This window comes from Desulfobacter sp. (assembly GCA_028768545.1).
GTDB lineage: Bacteria > Desulfobacterota > Desulfobacteria > Desulfobacterales > Desulfobacteraceae > Desulfobacter.
The window spans coordinates 4,436,827-4,452,323 of sequence record CP054838.1; the positions used below are offsets into that span (position 1 = coordinate 4,436,827).

The window sequence follows — 15,497 nt, forward strand, 5'->3', positions numbered from 1 at the left end:
AAATCAGGTGTCATGGCAAAAGGGTGAATCCTTCCGGGGTGTACTCTGCTTTAATCTGCTCCAGCACCCCTTGGAATGCGTCCATAATCTCTTTTGAAAACCTATGGCTGGCCCAGTATTTCTGGCAGCAGGCCCCGGAGGTAAGATACTGGCAGGGCCGGGCCAAATATATTTTCCAGGGGGCAGGGTCTTTTAAAAAAAGCTTGAGCCCCACAGGGGTCAGGGGGGTGGGGTTGTCCGAGGGCATAGACGAGGTGATCCAGGCCAGGCCGTCCCCTTCTATATAAACATGAATCTTTTTGTTTTGGCTCCCCTCCTCTAGGGATTGAAAGGCAAATATCTGGAATTTCCCAGTGATGTCCGGTTAGGCTTTTGCTTGCTCAATAATTTTTTGATCTTTGACAATATTGTCCCTGTTTGAACTATGAGAGCCCTGCTCCTCGCAGCCAAACAGGTCATTTAGAATGGCGGTTCGCAGCTGCCGAACTCTTTTGATCGTGACCTTTTCGTTAAACTGTTTTTGGCAATGGATTGCCAGTAACAGGTAAGTGATAAGGCCGCCAAGAATCTGAACCATAAGGCCGTATTCACTGCGGGCAATGAGATGATATACCTTCAGATGTTCTTTCCACCATTTGAAAAAATCCTCAATGGTCCACCGGAGTTTATAAATTGTTGCTATTTGTTCCGCTGTTAAATCATGCCTGTCAGTTGCCACATAGTATTTGACGCCAGCAATTTTATAGCCAACAACCCGAACAGGCCTTTTCGTCTGGTTTTGATTCGGAGTACCAAGTTTAACCAGTGCATCATAAAAAATGTAGCTGTCGGAAGGGGTCTCGTGGTTATCAATAATTGTTCTTGTTGTCCTGGTTTTTATACGGCAGACAAAATGTTTGCCTTGCTCCTGAAGCAGGTCAAATTCTTTATGGGATTGATATCCACGATCCATAACACCTGTTTGCCCCTTGGAAAGTATTTTGGGAACAAAAGTGCGTTCAGCGCCGTTGCCTTCAGTCAAAAAGATTTTGTTTGGGATTCCGTGATTAATGTCAAATCCGCAATGTACTTTGGCTTTTTTACTTCCTTTTCTGTAGTTCGCCCAGTGCATTGAAAGGACTGCATTTATGAGACTACCGTCAATGGAAACCAACTCTCCTAACTCGGCGTGTTCACCCGGATGACACTCAAGAGCCTGTTTATAAAGATCCTCAAAGATAAATTGCAGTTGTTCGAGTCCCCTGTGATTGATGGCTTCACAGAAACTACTACGGCTGATACCACCGTCTGGCGCAATATTTTCTTTAGCAAAAACATTCTCCTTGAGATCCTGAATTAAATGTCGGGCAGACTTGTGCTCCTGAAGATGGAAATAAACCAAAGCATTTATCTGGTCTTCGAATGTCATTTTTAAAGGGCGGTCTCCTCGAGATTGTAATTCCGGTGCTTTTGAAAGTGACTTTATCAGAGGGCACCTGAAATTGTCAAAGTTCAGGGACCGTAGTTGTTTTTTAGGGACTGAGATGTGCGTCATTTGAGCTCCTTGAGTTAAATTTTCAAGGCGCACAAAAATTTTTACGCACATTTGTCAACACAAAACCGACTGTTTTTTCAATGATTTTAGATGCTTTTTATATGCAACAACCTAACCGGACACTACTGATTTTGAATAGTAGTCCCGGAATTGTTCTCTTTTTTTTTAATTCCTGCCAGAATAATTCATAGGAGGTCTGAATGGGATTCTTCATTTCAAAGGGCTGAATAGAGGACATTTTATCCGTTTTCCTTAAGATCCAATATACCCATGGCACACGAGGGTAGCGCAAATCATCCCAAAACGGATGATCGCTGATAATCATCAAAAATTGTTTTATAATTTTTAGCCGGATACCATCTGAGCTTGAATGATATATGAATAAGATAATTGAAAGATTCGATCATGGGCTCATCCCCAGTTTGAAATTTTGAAAGGCAGATCCAATCATCCGCCTGGTTGGAACTAAGCACTCCCGGAAAAAAAATGCACCCTAATCCTGCCTGGAAATCATTCTTTTAAAAATTGTGGGGATGCGCTATGGACAGCTTTTCAGACAAAATGACATGCCACCCAATGATCCGCATCAATCATCTTGAGCAAAGGTGCTTTCTTTTCGCAGCGGTCTACTGCCTTTGGACAGCGGGTTTTAAACCGGCAACCCCAAACAAATGAAACCTTTGAGGGCATCTCATCTGACATCAGAGGCGCATTGGATGAGGGTTTAAAGGGATCCGGGCTGGGGATCGCGTTTAAAAGCGCCCGGGTGTAGGGGTGGATGGGGGTGCGATAGAGGGTTTCACAAGGGGCGATCTCGCAGAGTTTTCCCAAGTACATGACCGCCACCCTGTCGCATGCATTTTTGACAACCGACAGATCATGGGAGATAAAAAGCAGGGTCAGGTCATATTGTTTCCTTAAATTTTCAAGAAGGTTTAAAATCTGAGCCTGAATTGAAACATCTATGGATGATACGGGCTCGTCAAGAATTAACAAAGAAGGTTTTGTCATCAAGGCCCGGGCAATCTGCACCCGTTGACATTGCCCGCCGGACAATTCACAGGGCCTTCTGTCAAAAAGGTCAGGATCAATACCTGCCTGGTCCATTATTTCCAGAACCCTTTGTTTTTTTTGGGAGGCCTTTTCCTGGGGTATCATATGAAGGGGGTGGGTGATGGCCTCTCCGATTTTTCTTCTTGGATTCAATGCTGCCACAGCATCCTGGAACACGATCTGAAAATTGGGGCGAAGCTGTCTTAACCGCCGGTTTGAAACCTGGGTAAGATCTTCGCCCCAAAAAAGCACCCTGCCGGATGTGGGCTTGGGAAGCTGGATAATGGCCCGGGCCACAGAGGTTTTTCCGCACCCTGACTCTCCCACCAGTCCAAGGGTTTCTCCTTTAAAAATGTTAAAGCTGACATCGATGACCGCAGGCAGAACTTTTTTACGGCTCAAGGGATAATCCACCATGAGATTTTGAACATCCAGTACAGGGGTATTGTCTTTTTTCTTATCCATTTTATTCAATACCCAATGCCGCTTGTTTTTAATGGGATCTTGTTCAGACCCTTTGCCGGGAGAGGTCAGCGGATACCAGCACGCGGTCTTGTAGGCTTTATCATCCCCGCACAAAAAAGGCGGCTTTTTTTCATGGCAAAGCTGAGCCGCACAGGCGCAACGGGGGGCAAAGCAGCATCCCCGGGGCGGGGATATAAGGTTGGGCGGCCGACCGTCTATGGGGTTCAGCTTTGAATGAACCGGGTTTTCCAGGCGCGGTAAAGACTCAAAAAGGGCGCGGGTATAGGGCATTTTCATACGGGAAAAAAATGTTTTTGCAGGGGCGGTTTCAACCAGTTTGCCTCCGTACATGACCGCAATGTCCTGGCATCTTGCCGTGGCCACACTCAGATCATGGGTGACCAGAATGACGGCCATGTTCTGTTCTTTGCCCAGCCGGTCCAGAAGGTCTAAAATTTCTGCCTGAACCGTGACATCCAGGGCGGTTGTGGGTTCATCCGCAATCAATAATTGGGGATTGCAGGCAAGGGCCATGGCAATGACCACCCGCTGGCAAAGTCCCCCGGATAATTGATGGGGATATTGATCCAGACGCATCCCGGGTTTGGGTATTCCGGCTAAGGCCATTAATTCAACTGATTTTTTCAATGCCTTTTTGCGCCCCATTCCCAGGTGGTGCACCAGGGGTTCTGCAATCTGCCTGCCGATTTTCATTACCGGATTTAAGGCGGTCATGGGATCCTGAAAAACCATGGCGACCTGCCGGCCCCGGATTTTATTCAGCTCATTTTCAGGCAATGTGTTCAAGACGTTACCCTTGAACATTATTTTGGATTTTTCTGAAATCACGGCCCCCTTGGGCAATAATCCCAAAATGGATTTGCATAAAATACTTTTCCCGCAGCCCGATTCCCCCACAAGTCCGAGGATTTTTCCCTTTTCCACAGAGAGGCTCACCCGGTCAACCGCATGCACCACCCCCCTTGGGGTGGGAATCTTCACCCGGAGCTGGTCAATTAAAAGCAGGGGGCTCTTTGGTTTCAAAGCTGCCCCTCCCTGCCGTCCACAAGCCCTCTTATGGCGTCACCGATGATATTAAAACAGAGCACCGTAACAAACATAATGCCGGCCGGTATCAAACTGACATGGGCGGCCTCGTCCAGAACTTCCTTGCCGTCTGCGATCATACCGCCCCAGCTGGGCATTGGCGGGGGAACCCCCAGGCCTAAAAATCCCAAGGTGCCTTCAGCCACGATCATATAAGAGACAACCAAAAGGGCATATATCAACAGGGGCATCATAATATTGGGCAAAATCTCTTGAACCAGGATATGAAGATCATTTTGCCCCAAAGCCCGTGCAGCCATGACAAACTCCCGTTTGGCAAAGGCCAGGGTATTGGCCCTGGCCACCCGTGTAAATGCCGGAATCGTCAAAAAACCCAAGGCCAGTATGAGGTTCTTTAAGCTGGGGCCCAGGTGAAAGACCACGAGCAATAAAAGCACCAGGCCGGGAAAGGCCAGGATTGCATCCATGACAGACATGATAAATCCTTCCATCTTGCCTCTGTAAAACCCTGCCGCCATCCCGAGGATGCCTCCGATGATCAGCCCGACCAGGGGGGTTAACAGGCCGATGGTCAAAGACACCCGAGCACCGAAAATAAGCCGGGTAAAAATATCACGGCCCAGGGTGTCGGTTCCGAAAATATAGACGGATGGTACGCTGAGGTATTGGCCGTTTGCATGCCGAACCGGCATCTCACAAGGGGTGCCAGGAGGCGATGTTGGATTCTCCCAGTCCATATGACCATATTCGGGCAGAGGAAAATAATCGGCAAACAAGGCGCAGCCCAATACAATAAAAACCCAGCCCATAGAAAGCCAGAACCTTGCCCCAAGCTTTTCAGACAGGGACATGGGGGCCAAAACGATGAATTTATTATTGAGGTTATCGTCTCCCATAAATTCCGTCAATAGGGTTGCATCCGTATTCTGGGGTCAAGAATCGAATACACGGCATCCACGCAAAAATTTATGCCGACATAGGCCAGGGTGATAAACAGGATGCATCCTTGAACCATGAAAATATCCCTGCCGTAAATTGCGCCCACAAGAAGCCGGCCCACCCCGGGCAGGGCAAAGATGATCTCCACGATGAGGGCCCCGCCGACAAGATGTCCGATTTGAATTCCCAAGATGGTGATCAAGGTAAATGATGAGGGCTTTAAGGCATGGCTGAACAAAATTTTATAGGCGGGAATGCCCTTGGCCCGGGCCAGAAGGATATAATCTTCTTTTAAGGTGGCAATCATGTCACTTCTCAACACCCGCATTAAAGGCACCCACTCCACCAGGGCAATGCTCAATCCCGGCAGGATAAAAGACTGAATATTTTTTAAAAATCCCTGGGAGAGCGGCACATACCCTGTGGCCGGCAACCATCCCAGTTTTAATGAAAAAAAAATAGATGAACATGATGGACATGACAAAGACAGGGGTGGACATGAATCCAAATGCAAGTCCGGCGAGAAGATCATCAAAGCCGGAATTGGCCTTGTAGGCGCTTATTATCCCAAGGGGAACGGCCAGAAAAAGTGCAAAGAACTGGGCCACCAGCATGAGTTCAATTGTTACGGGCAGCCGTGCTAAAATCGCTTCAGCAACGACTTCCTGGGTGATGCTTGACACCCCGAGATCGCCTTGGAACACCCGTGCAACCCATCGAAAATACCGGGCAATGATATTTTTATTCAGCCCGAGCTGCTCTTGGATTTCGCTGACCTCTTCAATGGATGCATTTTCACCTGCGATCTCATGGGCGGCATCACCCGGCAGAAGATCTATCATCAAAAAGGGTTCATCCGATTAATGCGTACCTTTTATTGTGAAGGTCCAAAAGTTTCAACCTGAAAAACTCCGAATCCCTGTATCCATAAGCTTTCCGTTTCATGGTTTTTATCTTGTTATTTGTCCCTTCTAAAGGACCTGTAGATATCCTGTAATCATAGTATGAAAGGATTCTTTGCCTGTGCACAGCCAAGGTCTTGGCAAATTTCATCAACATTGGAATTTTGGAAATATTGGCCAGATTGATCCAATTGCTGACTATCTTTTCAGCTGTTTCTTTTTTCTTTTGATTCCATATTTGCCTGAGTTCCTCTTTCATGTAGTAGACTACCAATAGCGGCTGATTTATTTTCAATGCTTCTTCTAACCGTTGGGCCTCCTTCTTGTCATCACTGAGGTTTTCGGGATTTTTTAACAAAAGCCACCGGACTCCCTTCAGAAGTTTTTGTTGCCCGGTATTGGCAAGAAGGTTGTAGAGCTTTCGCCTGAAATCCGACAGTTTCTCATTGAACAATTTAACAACATGAAATCTGTCAAAGACAATTGCTGAACCAGAAAGATTTTCAATAACAGCACTCAAGTATGCCGGGGACATATCGATGCTGACGGCTTTGATTTTTGCTTTCGATATTTTCACTTTTGTCCAAAAAGATTTCAAAGCTTCACCACCTTTTCCTTCTCCCACGTGCAGAATTCTACCGGATTCCAGATCCATCACGATGGTCAAGTATTTATGCCCTTTCCCTATGGAAATTTCATCTATGGCAATCTGCCGGACTTTCTCAAGGGGGATATTTCGATAACGCCTCAGCAGGTCTTCTTTCTGGATCTGCTTTATCGTATCCCAGCTGATCCTTAAATGGATGGCAATATCTTTGATTGTCATGAACTGAGACAACTCCAAGACATACCGTTCAAAAGCCCGGGTATAGCTTTTCCCCTCCTGGGCAAAGGATAGTTTGATTTGCCGGACAAATTGACAGAACGAACACCAAATTCTCTGGATAGCCGTCCTGAGAATCACGGGTTTTGAACCTACCGGTATTGTTCTGAGATCTCTTGTCACAATCCCTTTCCTGGTGACGGACCTGGAATTACATTCCGGGCATTTTACCGCCTCCGGTTTTGGTATGAGTTCAAAAGTGATTATTCCACCGATGAAACGCGTTGTTTTATAAAAGTAGTCACGAAGGCCAAAGGCATGGTATATGAAGCTTGTGGACATTAATTCATTCTCCGATTTTGTGCGAATAACACAAAAAAATTAGAACATGATCATGTTCACACCATCATTTCAAGCATAAAAATCCTTACTGTGTTATTGCCTTCCCAGTGATGTTTCTCAGTCCAGGTACGCGATTTTCTGATGAACCTCAAAAAGGTAAACCAGGTGACACAGAGGACCACCAATAAAAGTTTTAATAGTTTTTTTAAAAATCTATTCATTGTTCAGCTCATATTTGAAAACGTACATGATCCGGGCAATACAGCACAGAGAAAAGGCGGTGCTGAGTGAAAGAAGAAAAATCAGGGGCTTATCAAAAATCACCCCATCAAAGATACCGGCTGTTTTTTTGCCTCTGACGTTTTTCTTATCAGAGAAGAGAAAAACAATACAGATTAAAAAACGGACAAGGGGTTCACCGCAATATCACCCACTGGATTTTTCCATGCCTCATACCCTGCCTTGTTAAGGACCTCAACAGCACCGTCAACATAGCCTTTTGAGTCCAGTTCCTGCAATATGGCAGCCCCTCTTGCCATATATTCACGGGGCAACAACTCTTGGGCCGGGACTTGAAAAAAATGATCCCCTCTCCGCCGGCATATCCCCTTTTCGGCCAGCAACCTGTCCACGGCATTGCTAAACTCGGGCCAAAAGGTTTCATGGGACCGGATGATTCGCGATAACCGGCTCAAAGCCAGGGCTTCAGGATCATTTTCATGGAGTGTAAACCAGGGCATAAACGAGATGGGACCCAGGTTATCAGGGCTGAAGGCAAACGCTTTGCAGGCCAGGCCCTCCTTTTTTTTCTCATAAACAAAATAACGGGCCTGAATGGCAAGACCGTTTGTCCCCACAATCATGAGTCCGTCACGCTCAAGAAATTTTCCTGCCTGGGCCACCATTTTTTTCCGGGTGTCTGGATCAAAGTAAACATGTACATTCATGCATCGAATCACCATAACAGGGGGAAGGCGGATATCTTTGATATCCGATTTGATCAGGCAAAGATTTTCTGACTCAAAGTTAAGCACATGATTGCGTATGAGGCGGCATCCGTCCTTTTCAAAAAGTTTCAGGGTCTTGCCAGGAAAAGGAACCCCCTGGTCTTTGAGGGTTGAAAAAAGCCGGGTAAAATATTTTCGGGTGGCTGTGGGATCCTGGTATAAGGCGCGGCCGTTCCGGCTCATCAAAGCCTGAAAATATTGATACCTCCCGCTTTTGTCAAAGCAGGCATAATGCCCCTCTTTATCGTAAACAATATAATCCGGAAACGAATAGTCCACCCCATAGACCTGCCAGTCAGTCAGGGCCTTGGCAGTATCAGATGCGGTTATGGGGGGAAACCCGCATCCCATGTCCAGAAAAACCAAGGCCTTTTTTCCCTTAAACCGGGTTTGATTTTTTATGTAGGCATCAAGCTTTCTGTGGCGATCGGGCAGCGTGATGGGAGGGATTTGTCCGCCCCATGCACTTGGCAGTATGGTCTTGATCGTGGAAAGCCAATGGATAAAATAAGGGGAAAGCGAGGTGATTGGATAATTGGACCGGTTCATGAGTTTCAGCGCCCGCACAATAAATTTTTTTGCCTCGGCCGGGTGTTCTGACATGGAAATACGATCTGTCATATCCCGGGGAAGCGGACCTCCCAGATATTTTTCCACAAGTTCATTAAATGAGGCCTCAGCTGTATTTTGCATGGGTTCCTCCAAAAAATTTTAATGGCCGTTTGACAGCCAGGCTTCGGATATGTTGAGGCCTTCTTCACCCAGTATGGGAAGGGCAATATTCCGGATATTTTTCTTTGCAAAAACATAATAGGTCCTGCCGAAGATAAATAAAAAAGGCTTTTCTGAATCAGTAGTGTCCGGTTAGGTTGTTGCATATAAAAAGCATCTAAAATCATTGAAAAAACAGTCGGTTTTGTGTTGACAAATGTGCGTAAAAATTTTTGTGCGCCTTGAAAATTTAACTCAAGGAGCTCAAATGACGCACATCTCAGTCCCTAAAAAACAACTACGGTCCCTGAACTTTGACAATTTCAGGTGCCCTCTGATAAAGTCACTTTCAAAAGCACCGGAATTACAATCTCGAGGAGACCGCCCTTTAAAAATGACATTCGAAGACCAGATAAATGCTTTGGTTTATTTCCATCTTCAGGAGCACAAGTCTGCCCGACATTTAATTCAGGATCTCAAGGAGAATGTTTTTGCTAAAGAAAATATTGCGCCAGACGGTGGTATCAGCCGTAGTAGTTTCTGTGAAGCCATCAATCACAGGGGACTCGAACAACTGCAATTTATCTTTGAGGATCTTTATAAACAGGCTCTTGAGTGTCATCCGGGTGAACACGCCGAGTTAGGAGAGTTGGTTTCCATTGACGGTAGTCTCATAAATGCAGTCCTTTCAATGCACTGGGCGAACTACAGAAAAGGAAGTAAAAAAGCCAAAGTACATTGCGGATTTGACATTAATCACGGAATCCCAAACAAAATCTTTTTGACTGAAGGCAACGGCGCTGAACGCACTTTTGTTCCCAAAATACTTTCCAAGGGGCAAACAGGTGTTATGGATCGTGGATATCAATCCCATAAAGAATTTGACCTGCTTCAGGAGCAAGGCAAACATTTTGTCTGCCGTATAAAAACCAGGACAACAAGAACAATTATTGATAACCACGAGACCCCTTCCGACAGCTACATTTTTTATGATGCACTGGTTAAACTTGGTACTCCGAATCAAAACCAGACGAAAAGGCCTGTTCGGGTTGTTGGCTATAAAATTGCTGGCGTCAAATACTATGTGGCAACTGACAGGCATGATTTAACAGCGGAACAAATAGCAACAATTTATAAACTCCGGTGGACCATTGAGGATTTTTTCAAATGGTGGAAAGAACATCTGAAGGTATATCATCTCATTGCCCGCAGTGAATACGGCCTTATGGTTCAGATTCTTGGCGGCCTTATCACTTACCTGTTACTGGCAATCCATTGCCAAAAACAGTTTAATGAAAAGGTCACGATCAAAAGAGTTCGGCAGCTGCGAACCGCCATTCTAAATGACCTGTTTGGCTGCGAGGAGCAGGGCTCTCATAGTTCAAACAGGGACAATATTGTCAAAGATCAAAAAATTATTGAGCAAGCAAAAACCTAACCGGACATCACTGTTTCTGAATTAACCTTGCGGGCAATGCGGCACATGATCTTTTCTCTTTGACCCGGATCCGTTGTCCTCCGCAGTTCCATGAGGGTCTTGTCCATCTCCTGACTGGTGTACCGAGATACATTCCACGGACTTTTGGAGTGGAGGACTGCCGTGGTGATCGGCCCCATATCATACGCCCCGGGGATACCCCAGGAGGTCATGTCAAATTTTTTGCTGACCAGCCGCTTGATGAGTCCGGGATAATCCGAAGGCACCGGGGTGATTTTAACCCCGATTTTTTTCATCATCTGCTGCATGATGACCCCGGCCTCTTTTCCCCTGTTGGTGGCCGTGTGAATATATTCCAGGGCCACAGGTTTTCCATAGTCTTGAATCAACTGCCTGGCTTTTTCCAGATCAGGGGCAGGATACCCCACATCCTTGCAATTGATCGCATCCCCAAACCAATGTTCCGCATGGGGCACGATATCCTTGAAACTCATGCGGATATATTGTTTCTGATCCCACCCCAGAGCAATGGCCCGGCGTACCCGAACATCATCTAAAGGGGGCTTCATATTGTTCATGGTAATGATACTTGCGCCCCGCCATTTGAGGAGATAGGTGGTGAATTCAGGATTTTTTTCCAGCTTTTTTACATGCATTGCCCTGTCGGTGATCATCAAATCTGCCTGTCCCGACGCCAGGGTGGCATATCGGGCGCCATGGTCGGGTATGGCCTTAAAAACCACTTCATCCAGATAAGGTTTGCCCTTTTGCCAATAGGCTGAATTCTTGGCAACAAGAAGATAATCCCCCCGTTTCCATTCTTTGAAAACAAAGGGACCCGTGCCCACCGGCGACAGGTTGTGGGTCCCGTTTTCAACTGCCGTGGGCGACGGGATAAGTGCGGAAAAACCTGAAGGGTTGGTCAGAAAGGCAGTAAAGGGCGTCCATGCATGTTTCAGATGAAACCGTACCTCAAATTCCTTGGTTTTTTCAACCGAGACAATGGGCTGGATAAGCAAAAGCCCTCTAAATCGATTTTCAGGATTCAGGATCCGTTTCCAGTGATGGACCACGGCATCGACGTTAAACGGGGTGTTATCGTGAAACTTCACCCCCTGGCGAAGTACGATGGTCCATGTTTTTCCATCTTTTGAGTTAACGGCAGACAGCCCCAGCCCTGGCAGCAATTCGCCGTTTTCTCCACGGCTGAAGAGTTTATCCATAACCAGACGTGCCACGATTCTTCCGCCGCCAACCAGGGACCGGGTCTTGATGGCATCAAATCCCCTGACATCCACTTCCCCTAAAAAGGTTAATCTGCCCCCGTATTCAGGGCCAGCTGCCTGGGCATGGGTGAAAAAAAACAAATTGCCGAATAAAATAAAGAATATAAAAAAAGAACTGAACAAACGGGTAAAAGACCTAAATGCTTTAACCCCTGTTGAATGAATCTTTTTCATGCGCACCTCTCCCATCAATGAGATTACAGACGATAATCTCCTGGTTTAATGAAAATAAAAGCCAGCGCGCTAAAGCCAACCGGTGGTATGGATCACCTTATAAAATTATTCTTTTTCATGATCCGGTTCAAGTTTACCTGCTTTAAACATCTTTTTGATTTCTTTGTCTATAAATCCGATATTTTCATTTTCACAATCGTAGGTGAGTTTGTATCCTTCTAATATGGAACGGCTCATGGCCACCACAAGGTTTTCCACCATCCCGTCGACTTCCAGCAGCTTACCCCAGTTTGAAATAACCGAGGTGGCCAGTCCGTGGGTATACATCCCCCGCGAATACCGGATCAAAAACATCTGTTCGCTTTCAAGTCCCTTAAAGGCTTCATACCCCCTAAGGGCTCTGGTCAGGCGGTTCCAGTGGACAACACGCATCTTGAGCTGAAGCGGGTTGTTCCTGCCGTCAAACATACAATGAAATAAATTATTCTCTGCCATGGCAAACCGGATATATCCCATGGACTGATCCACCCAGGCATCCCCGGTATAATGCCTGGTTTCATATTCCATGAGCAGATGCCAGGCCTTTACGACCACGGCATCCTTTAATTTTTCCAGGTTGTCGAAATAAGAATATACAGGCATGGTGGAACTGCCGATTTTCTTTGCAACAGCGGTAACGGACAGCCCGTCCCACCCGTTTTCCCGGGCAAGTGCATAGGCGGTTTCAACGATTTTTTCAGCAGTGAACTGCGATTTTCTCGGCATGGGATAATGTCCTGAATTAAATTATATAGATCCTATATATAAAGGGTCTATATAATAAGTCAAGTTATTTTTCAACCTTGAATAAACCCCAAACATCTAAAAATACAATACCTTATATTTGGACCCTCAATTTTTCCCCGGCATTCGGGATGTAACAATCATGTCTTTGGCTGTTGAACCCCAGGCTCAAAAACCTGGTCCTTTAAACCTGGGATTTCCCTGTGGAAGATAGAGAACTTTTTTCCATAAGTTTTTTCCACCAGGATTCATGGTCAAGATACCAGTCAATGGTGGTTTCAATGGCAGACTCAAAACAAAAAGAGGGGGCATACCCAAGCTGGGATTGAATTTTTCCAGGATCAATGGCATACCGCCGGTCATGGCCTGCCCGGTCCTTGACATGGGTGATCAAAGAGGCTGAAGGCTCTCCTTTTGCAGGCGGGGCTTTGGCAAACCGTCTCCCCAGTTCTGAATCCTGATCAAACCGTTGGTCAATGCATTGGCAGATGGTGTTCACAATCTCCACATTGGTCTTTTCGTTATTGCCCCCGATATTATAGGTCTGGCCGATCTTTCCATGGTTGAGGATCAGATCAACCCCGATGTTGTGGTCATCCACATAGAGCCAGTCCCGGATCTGCCTGCCGTCCCCGTATACCGGCAGGGGCTTTTGGTTTAAAATATTGGCAATACAGAGGGGGATCAGTTTTTCAGGAAATTGAAACGGGCCGAAATTATTGGAACAGTTGGAGGTGGTCACTCCAAGCCCGTAAGTCTCGTGATAGGCCCTGACCAGATGATCCGATGCTGCCTTGCTGGCCGCATAGGGCGAGTTGGGCGCATAGGGGGTGGTTTCACAAAAGGGGGATTCGGTCTTGCCCAGGGTGCCGTAAACCTCGTCCGTGGACACATGATGAAACCTGTGGGGCTGTCCCGTTCCCCGGTCCAGCCAGCATGATTTTGCCGCTTTGAGCAGGGAATGGGTGCCCACAATATTGGTCTGGATAAATTCGTCCGGCCCGAGAATAGACCGGTCCACATGGGATTCGGCAGCAAAATGAACCATGGTGTCAATACCATGGTCCTTGATCAGCGTTTCCACCATTGCCTGGTCAAGGATATTGCCGTGGACAAAATAAAATCCAGGGCGGTCTTTTATCTTTTCTAAATTATCCGGATTACCGGCATAGGTCAGGGCATCCAGAACCACCACCCGGTCGTCTGGATATTTTTTCTTCCAATAATACACAAAATTGGTGCCGATGAACCCGGCCCCTCCGGTAACAAGCAGATTGGGCATTCAATACATCCTTTTAATATACTTTTGCTTGCTCATTTAAATGGGCGTCCACGTACCGGGCCAGGATTTCCGCCGTGGCTCTGGGGGGACGGGCCTCAAGATAATGGTCAATAACGGCATGGGCAATTTCATGGGCAAGCATGCCTGAAAAAAGATCATCCACATTCACATAAATGGTATTGTACTCGTATAAATACCAGGCCCTCATGGCCCGGCCCTTTTTATATAAATTTAAATGGGCATTTTGCAAGGCCTGTCTGTCCGGATAAATACGGATGTTCACTTGCATGGGTTTTCTCATGTCTAAAATCAGCTGAACTTTTTCAACTAAACTATCCATTTTTTTGACCAGGTCTGCATATTTCCCCGGATCAGGACGGTCCAGAGCCGCCTTTTTAAACCCTGCAATATGTTTAACAGGTTCGATTTTCCGGTCAAATTTTTCAAGGTCTGAATCCCTTTGAAAATGCAGGATTAAATATCGGGTCTCAAGGGTCTGCCATACAAATTTGGCTGCAGCACCTGATCCTGGCCAGGCCAGAAAACAAAAAGCCACGCCATTTTAATCAAAGTTTAAAATGTTCATCTAATAATTTCCCCATCCGGCTAGATGCCTGACCATCCCCGTCAATATTGTGAATCTCTTTTTTCAAAATCAGAACTTTAAGATGCAGGGCCTTGATCATCTGGTTCAGGGAAACGGCCAGATCCTGGAACTGGTCTTTTTCCCGGATCTGAATCCGGAATTTAAGATCTCCTCAGGCCACCCTTTGAATATCGGCTTCAAACCGGTACATGGGGCCTGCAATCTTGTGGGAGACCAAAAGGGTGACAAGCCCCCCTAAAACTCCGATCAAAACAGTGGTGATCAGGGTGGTATACACCACCGAGGGCAGGATGGCCAAAGAGGTGTTTTCAATGACCAGCCTGGACCCCACATAGGTTGAGGTCAAAGAGTCTTTGGTATTAAACAGGGTCAGCCCGACACTGATGATTCCGCCCAGCAAGAGAATCAAAATAAATTGAGCCATGAAACGAACTTGAAACCCCTTGTTTATATAGTGCTGACTTCTTTTTTTTTCGGTTTTTTTTCGGGCCATGGCGGCACCTTCCTTATTTGTCTTTCACAATGGACGTGTTGATGGAAATATCGGCAGATTCCCTGAGTTGTCTTGTCCATGCGGCAAGTTTGTCTTCAAGGGTCCTGGCCAAAAGAATGCGTTTGATCTTTTCTCGAACGCTCTCGTAGGGTTGGCCCAACTCATCCTTGTTTTTCAGATAATAGGCTCGCATATCTTCTTGGGTCACAAGGATCTGAGCTTTGAACTGAGCGGTTTTCAGATCTAAAAGGGTGCGGATCAGGGTGGATTCCCAATATTTTTCAATGGTGCAAATAAAATCTTCCCGCTGGTCCAGGTTCAGGCTCACAGCCTCCTGGATCATCAATTCCTTTTGAACAAGATAGTCTGCAAACCGGGCCTTGTTTTCCCGGGTAATTTCAAGTTCAGGATCTGTATAGGCCTGGCGCTTGATCAGTTCGTTGAACCGGGCAAAGGAAATCCTTGTGTTGTTTACCTTTATGGCCTGGTCTTTTGAATCTGCCGAACGGTCCTGGCCGCAGGAGGTGAGCCCTGAAAGGCTCAGCCCCATGAAACCCGTAAAAATAATCCAGATAAACGTTTTCATCCCC

General features: G+C 46.3%; 15 protein-coding genes. 1 reads left to right on the top strand and 14 read right to left on the bottom strand.

Annotated elements, in window-relative coordinates:
• Positions 1-10 precede the first annotated feature (10 nt).
• The 8 genes from HUN05_21590 to HUN05_21625 all read right to left on the bottom strand — a co-directional run bounded on the left by HUN05_21590 (position 11) and on the right by HUN05_21625 (position 8,826).
• The gene (locus tag HUN05_21590; protein ID WDP87396.1) at positions 11-247 is read right to left on the bottom strand and encodes a hypothetical protein; all 237 of its coding nucleotides are present in this window, start codon (positions 245-247) and stop codon (positions 11-13) included.
• Positions 248-364: 117 nt separating this feature from the next.
• Positions 365-1,534, bottom strand: coding sequence for an IS4 family transposase (locus tag HUN05_21595; protein ID WDP88182.1), 1,170 nt, complete (start codon positions 1,532-1,534; stop codon positions 365-367).
• A gap of 552 nt (positions 1,535-2,086) precedes the next feature.
• Positions 2,087-4,096: an ABC transporter ATP-binding protein gene (locus tag HUN05_21600; GenBank protein ID WDP87397.1), complete on the bottom strand. Its 2,010-nt coding sequence runs from the start codon at positions 4,094-4,096 to the stop codon at positions 2,087-2,089.
• Positions 4,093-5,016, bottom strand: coding sequence for an ABC transporter permease (locus HUN05_21605; GenBank protein ID WDP87398.1), 924 nt, complete (start codon positions 5,014-5,016; stop codon positions 4,093-4,095). Before HUN05_21605 ends, HUN05_21600 begins: the two co-directional genes overlap by 4 nt.
• Positions 5,017-5,024: 8 nt before the next feature.
• Positions 5,025-5,474 (bottom strand): ABC transporter permease, encoded by a 450-nt coding sequence (locus HUN05_21610; protein ID WDP87399.1) that lies wholly within the window; start codon positions 5,472-5,474, stop codon positions 5,025-5,027.
• A complete protein-coding gene (locus HUN05_21615) occupies positions 5,368-5,901 on the bottom strand; it encodes an ABC transporter permease (GenBank protein ID WDP87400.1) in 534 nt (177 codons plus the stop codon). The genes HUN05_21610 and HUN05_21615 overlap by 107 nt, the downstream gene beginning before the upstream one ends.
• Positions 5,902-5,911: 10 nt before the next feature.
• Entirely contained in the window at positions 5,912-7,126 is a 1,215-nt protein-coding gene (locus HUN05_21620) for an ISL3 family transposase (protein ID WDP87401.1), read from the bottom strand.
• A gap of 395 nt (positions 7,127-7,521) precedes the next feature.
• A complete protein-coding gene (locus tag HUN05_21625; GenBank protein ID WDP87402.1) occupies positions 7,522-8,826 on the bottom strand; it encodes a hypothetical protein in 1,305 nt (434 codons plus the stop codon).
• A 286-nt stretch (positions 8,827-9,112) separates the two neighbouring features.
• On the opposite strand from HUN05_21625, the gene HUN05_21630 reads away from it, so the two are divergent.
• The gene (locus HUN05_21630) at positions 9,113-10,282 is read left to right on the top strand and encodes an IS4 family transposase (protein WDP88183.1); all 1,170 of its coding nucleotides are present in this window, start codon (positions 9,113-9,115) and stop codon (positions 10,280-10,282) included.
• Here HUN05_21630 and HUN05_21635 read toward each other — a convergent pair.
• The 6 genes from HUN05_21635 to HUN05_21660 form a co-directional block, all read right to left on the bottom strand.
• Positions 10,279-11,742, bottom strand: coding sequence for a hypothetical protein (locus HUN05_21635; GenBank protein ID WDP87403.1), 1,464 nt, complete (start codon positions 11,740-11,742; stop codon positions 10,279-10,281). The two genes, HUN05_21630 and HUN05_21635, sit on opposite strands and share 4 nt — an antisense overlap.
• A gap of 105 nt (positions 11,743-11,847) precedes the next feature.
• Positions 11,848-12,507, bottom strand: a complete 660-nt coding sequence (locus tag HUN05_21640) for a TetR/AcrR family transcriptional regulator (GenBank protein WDP87404.1) — start codon at positions 12,505-12,507, stop codon at positions 11,848-11,850.
• A gap of 202 nt (positions 12,508-12,709) precedes the next feature.
• Entirely contained in the window at positions 12,710-13,807 is a 1,098-nt protein-coding gene (gene rfbB, locus HUN05_21645; protein WDP87405.1) for a dTDP-glucose 4,6-dehydratase, read from the bottom strand.
• 13 nt (positions 13,808-13,820) lie between these two features.
• Entirely contained in the window at positions 13,821-14,363 is a 543-nt protein-coding gene (locus tag HUN05_21650) for a hypothetical protein (GenBank protein ID WDP87406.1), read from the bottom strand.
• Between the two features lie 202 nt (positions 14,364-14,565).
• Entirely contained in the window at positions 14,566-14,907 is a 342-nt protein-coding gene (locus HUN05_21655) for a hypothetical protein (GenBank protein ID WDP87407.1), read from the bottom strand.
• A 13-nt stretch (positions 14,908-14,920) separates the two neighbouring features.
• Positions 14,921-15,493, bottom strand: a complete 573-nt coding sequence (locus HUN05_21660; protein WDP87408.1) for a SurA N-terminal domain-containing protein — start codon at positions 15,491-15,493, stop codon at positions 14,921-14,923.
• Positions 15,494-15,497: the final 4 nt, after the last annotated feature.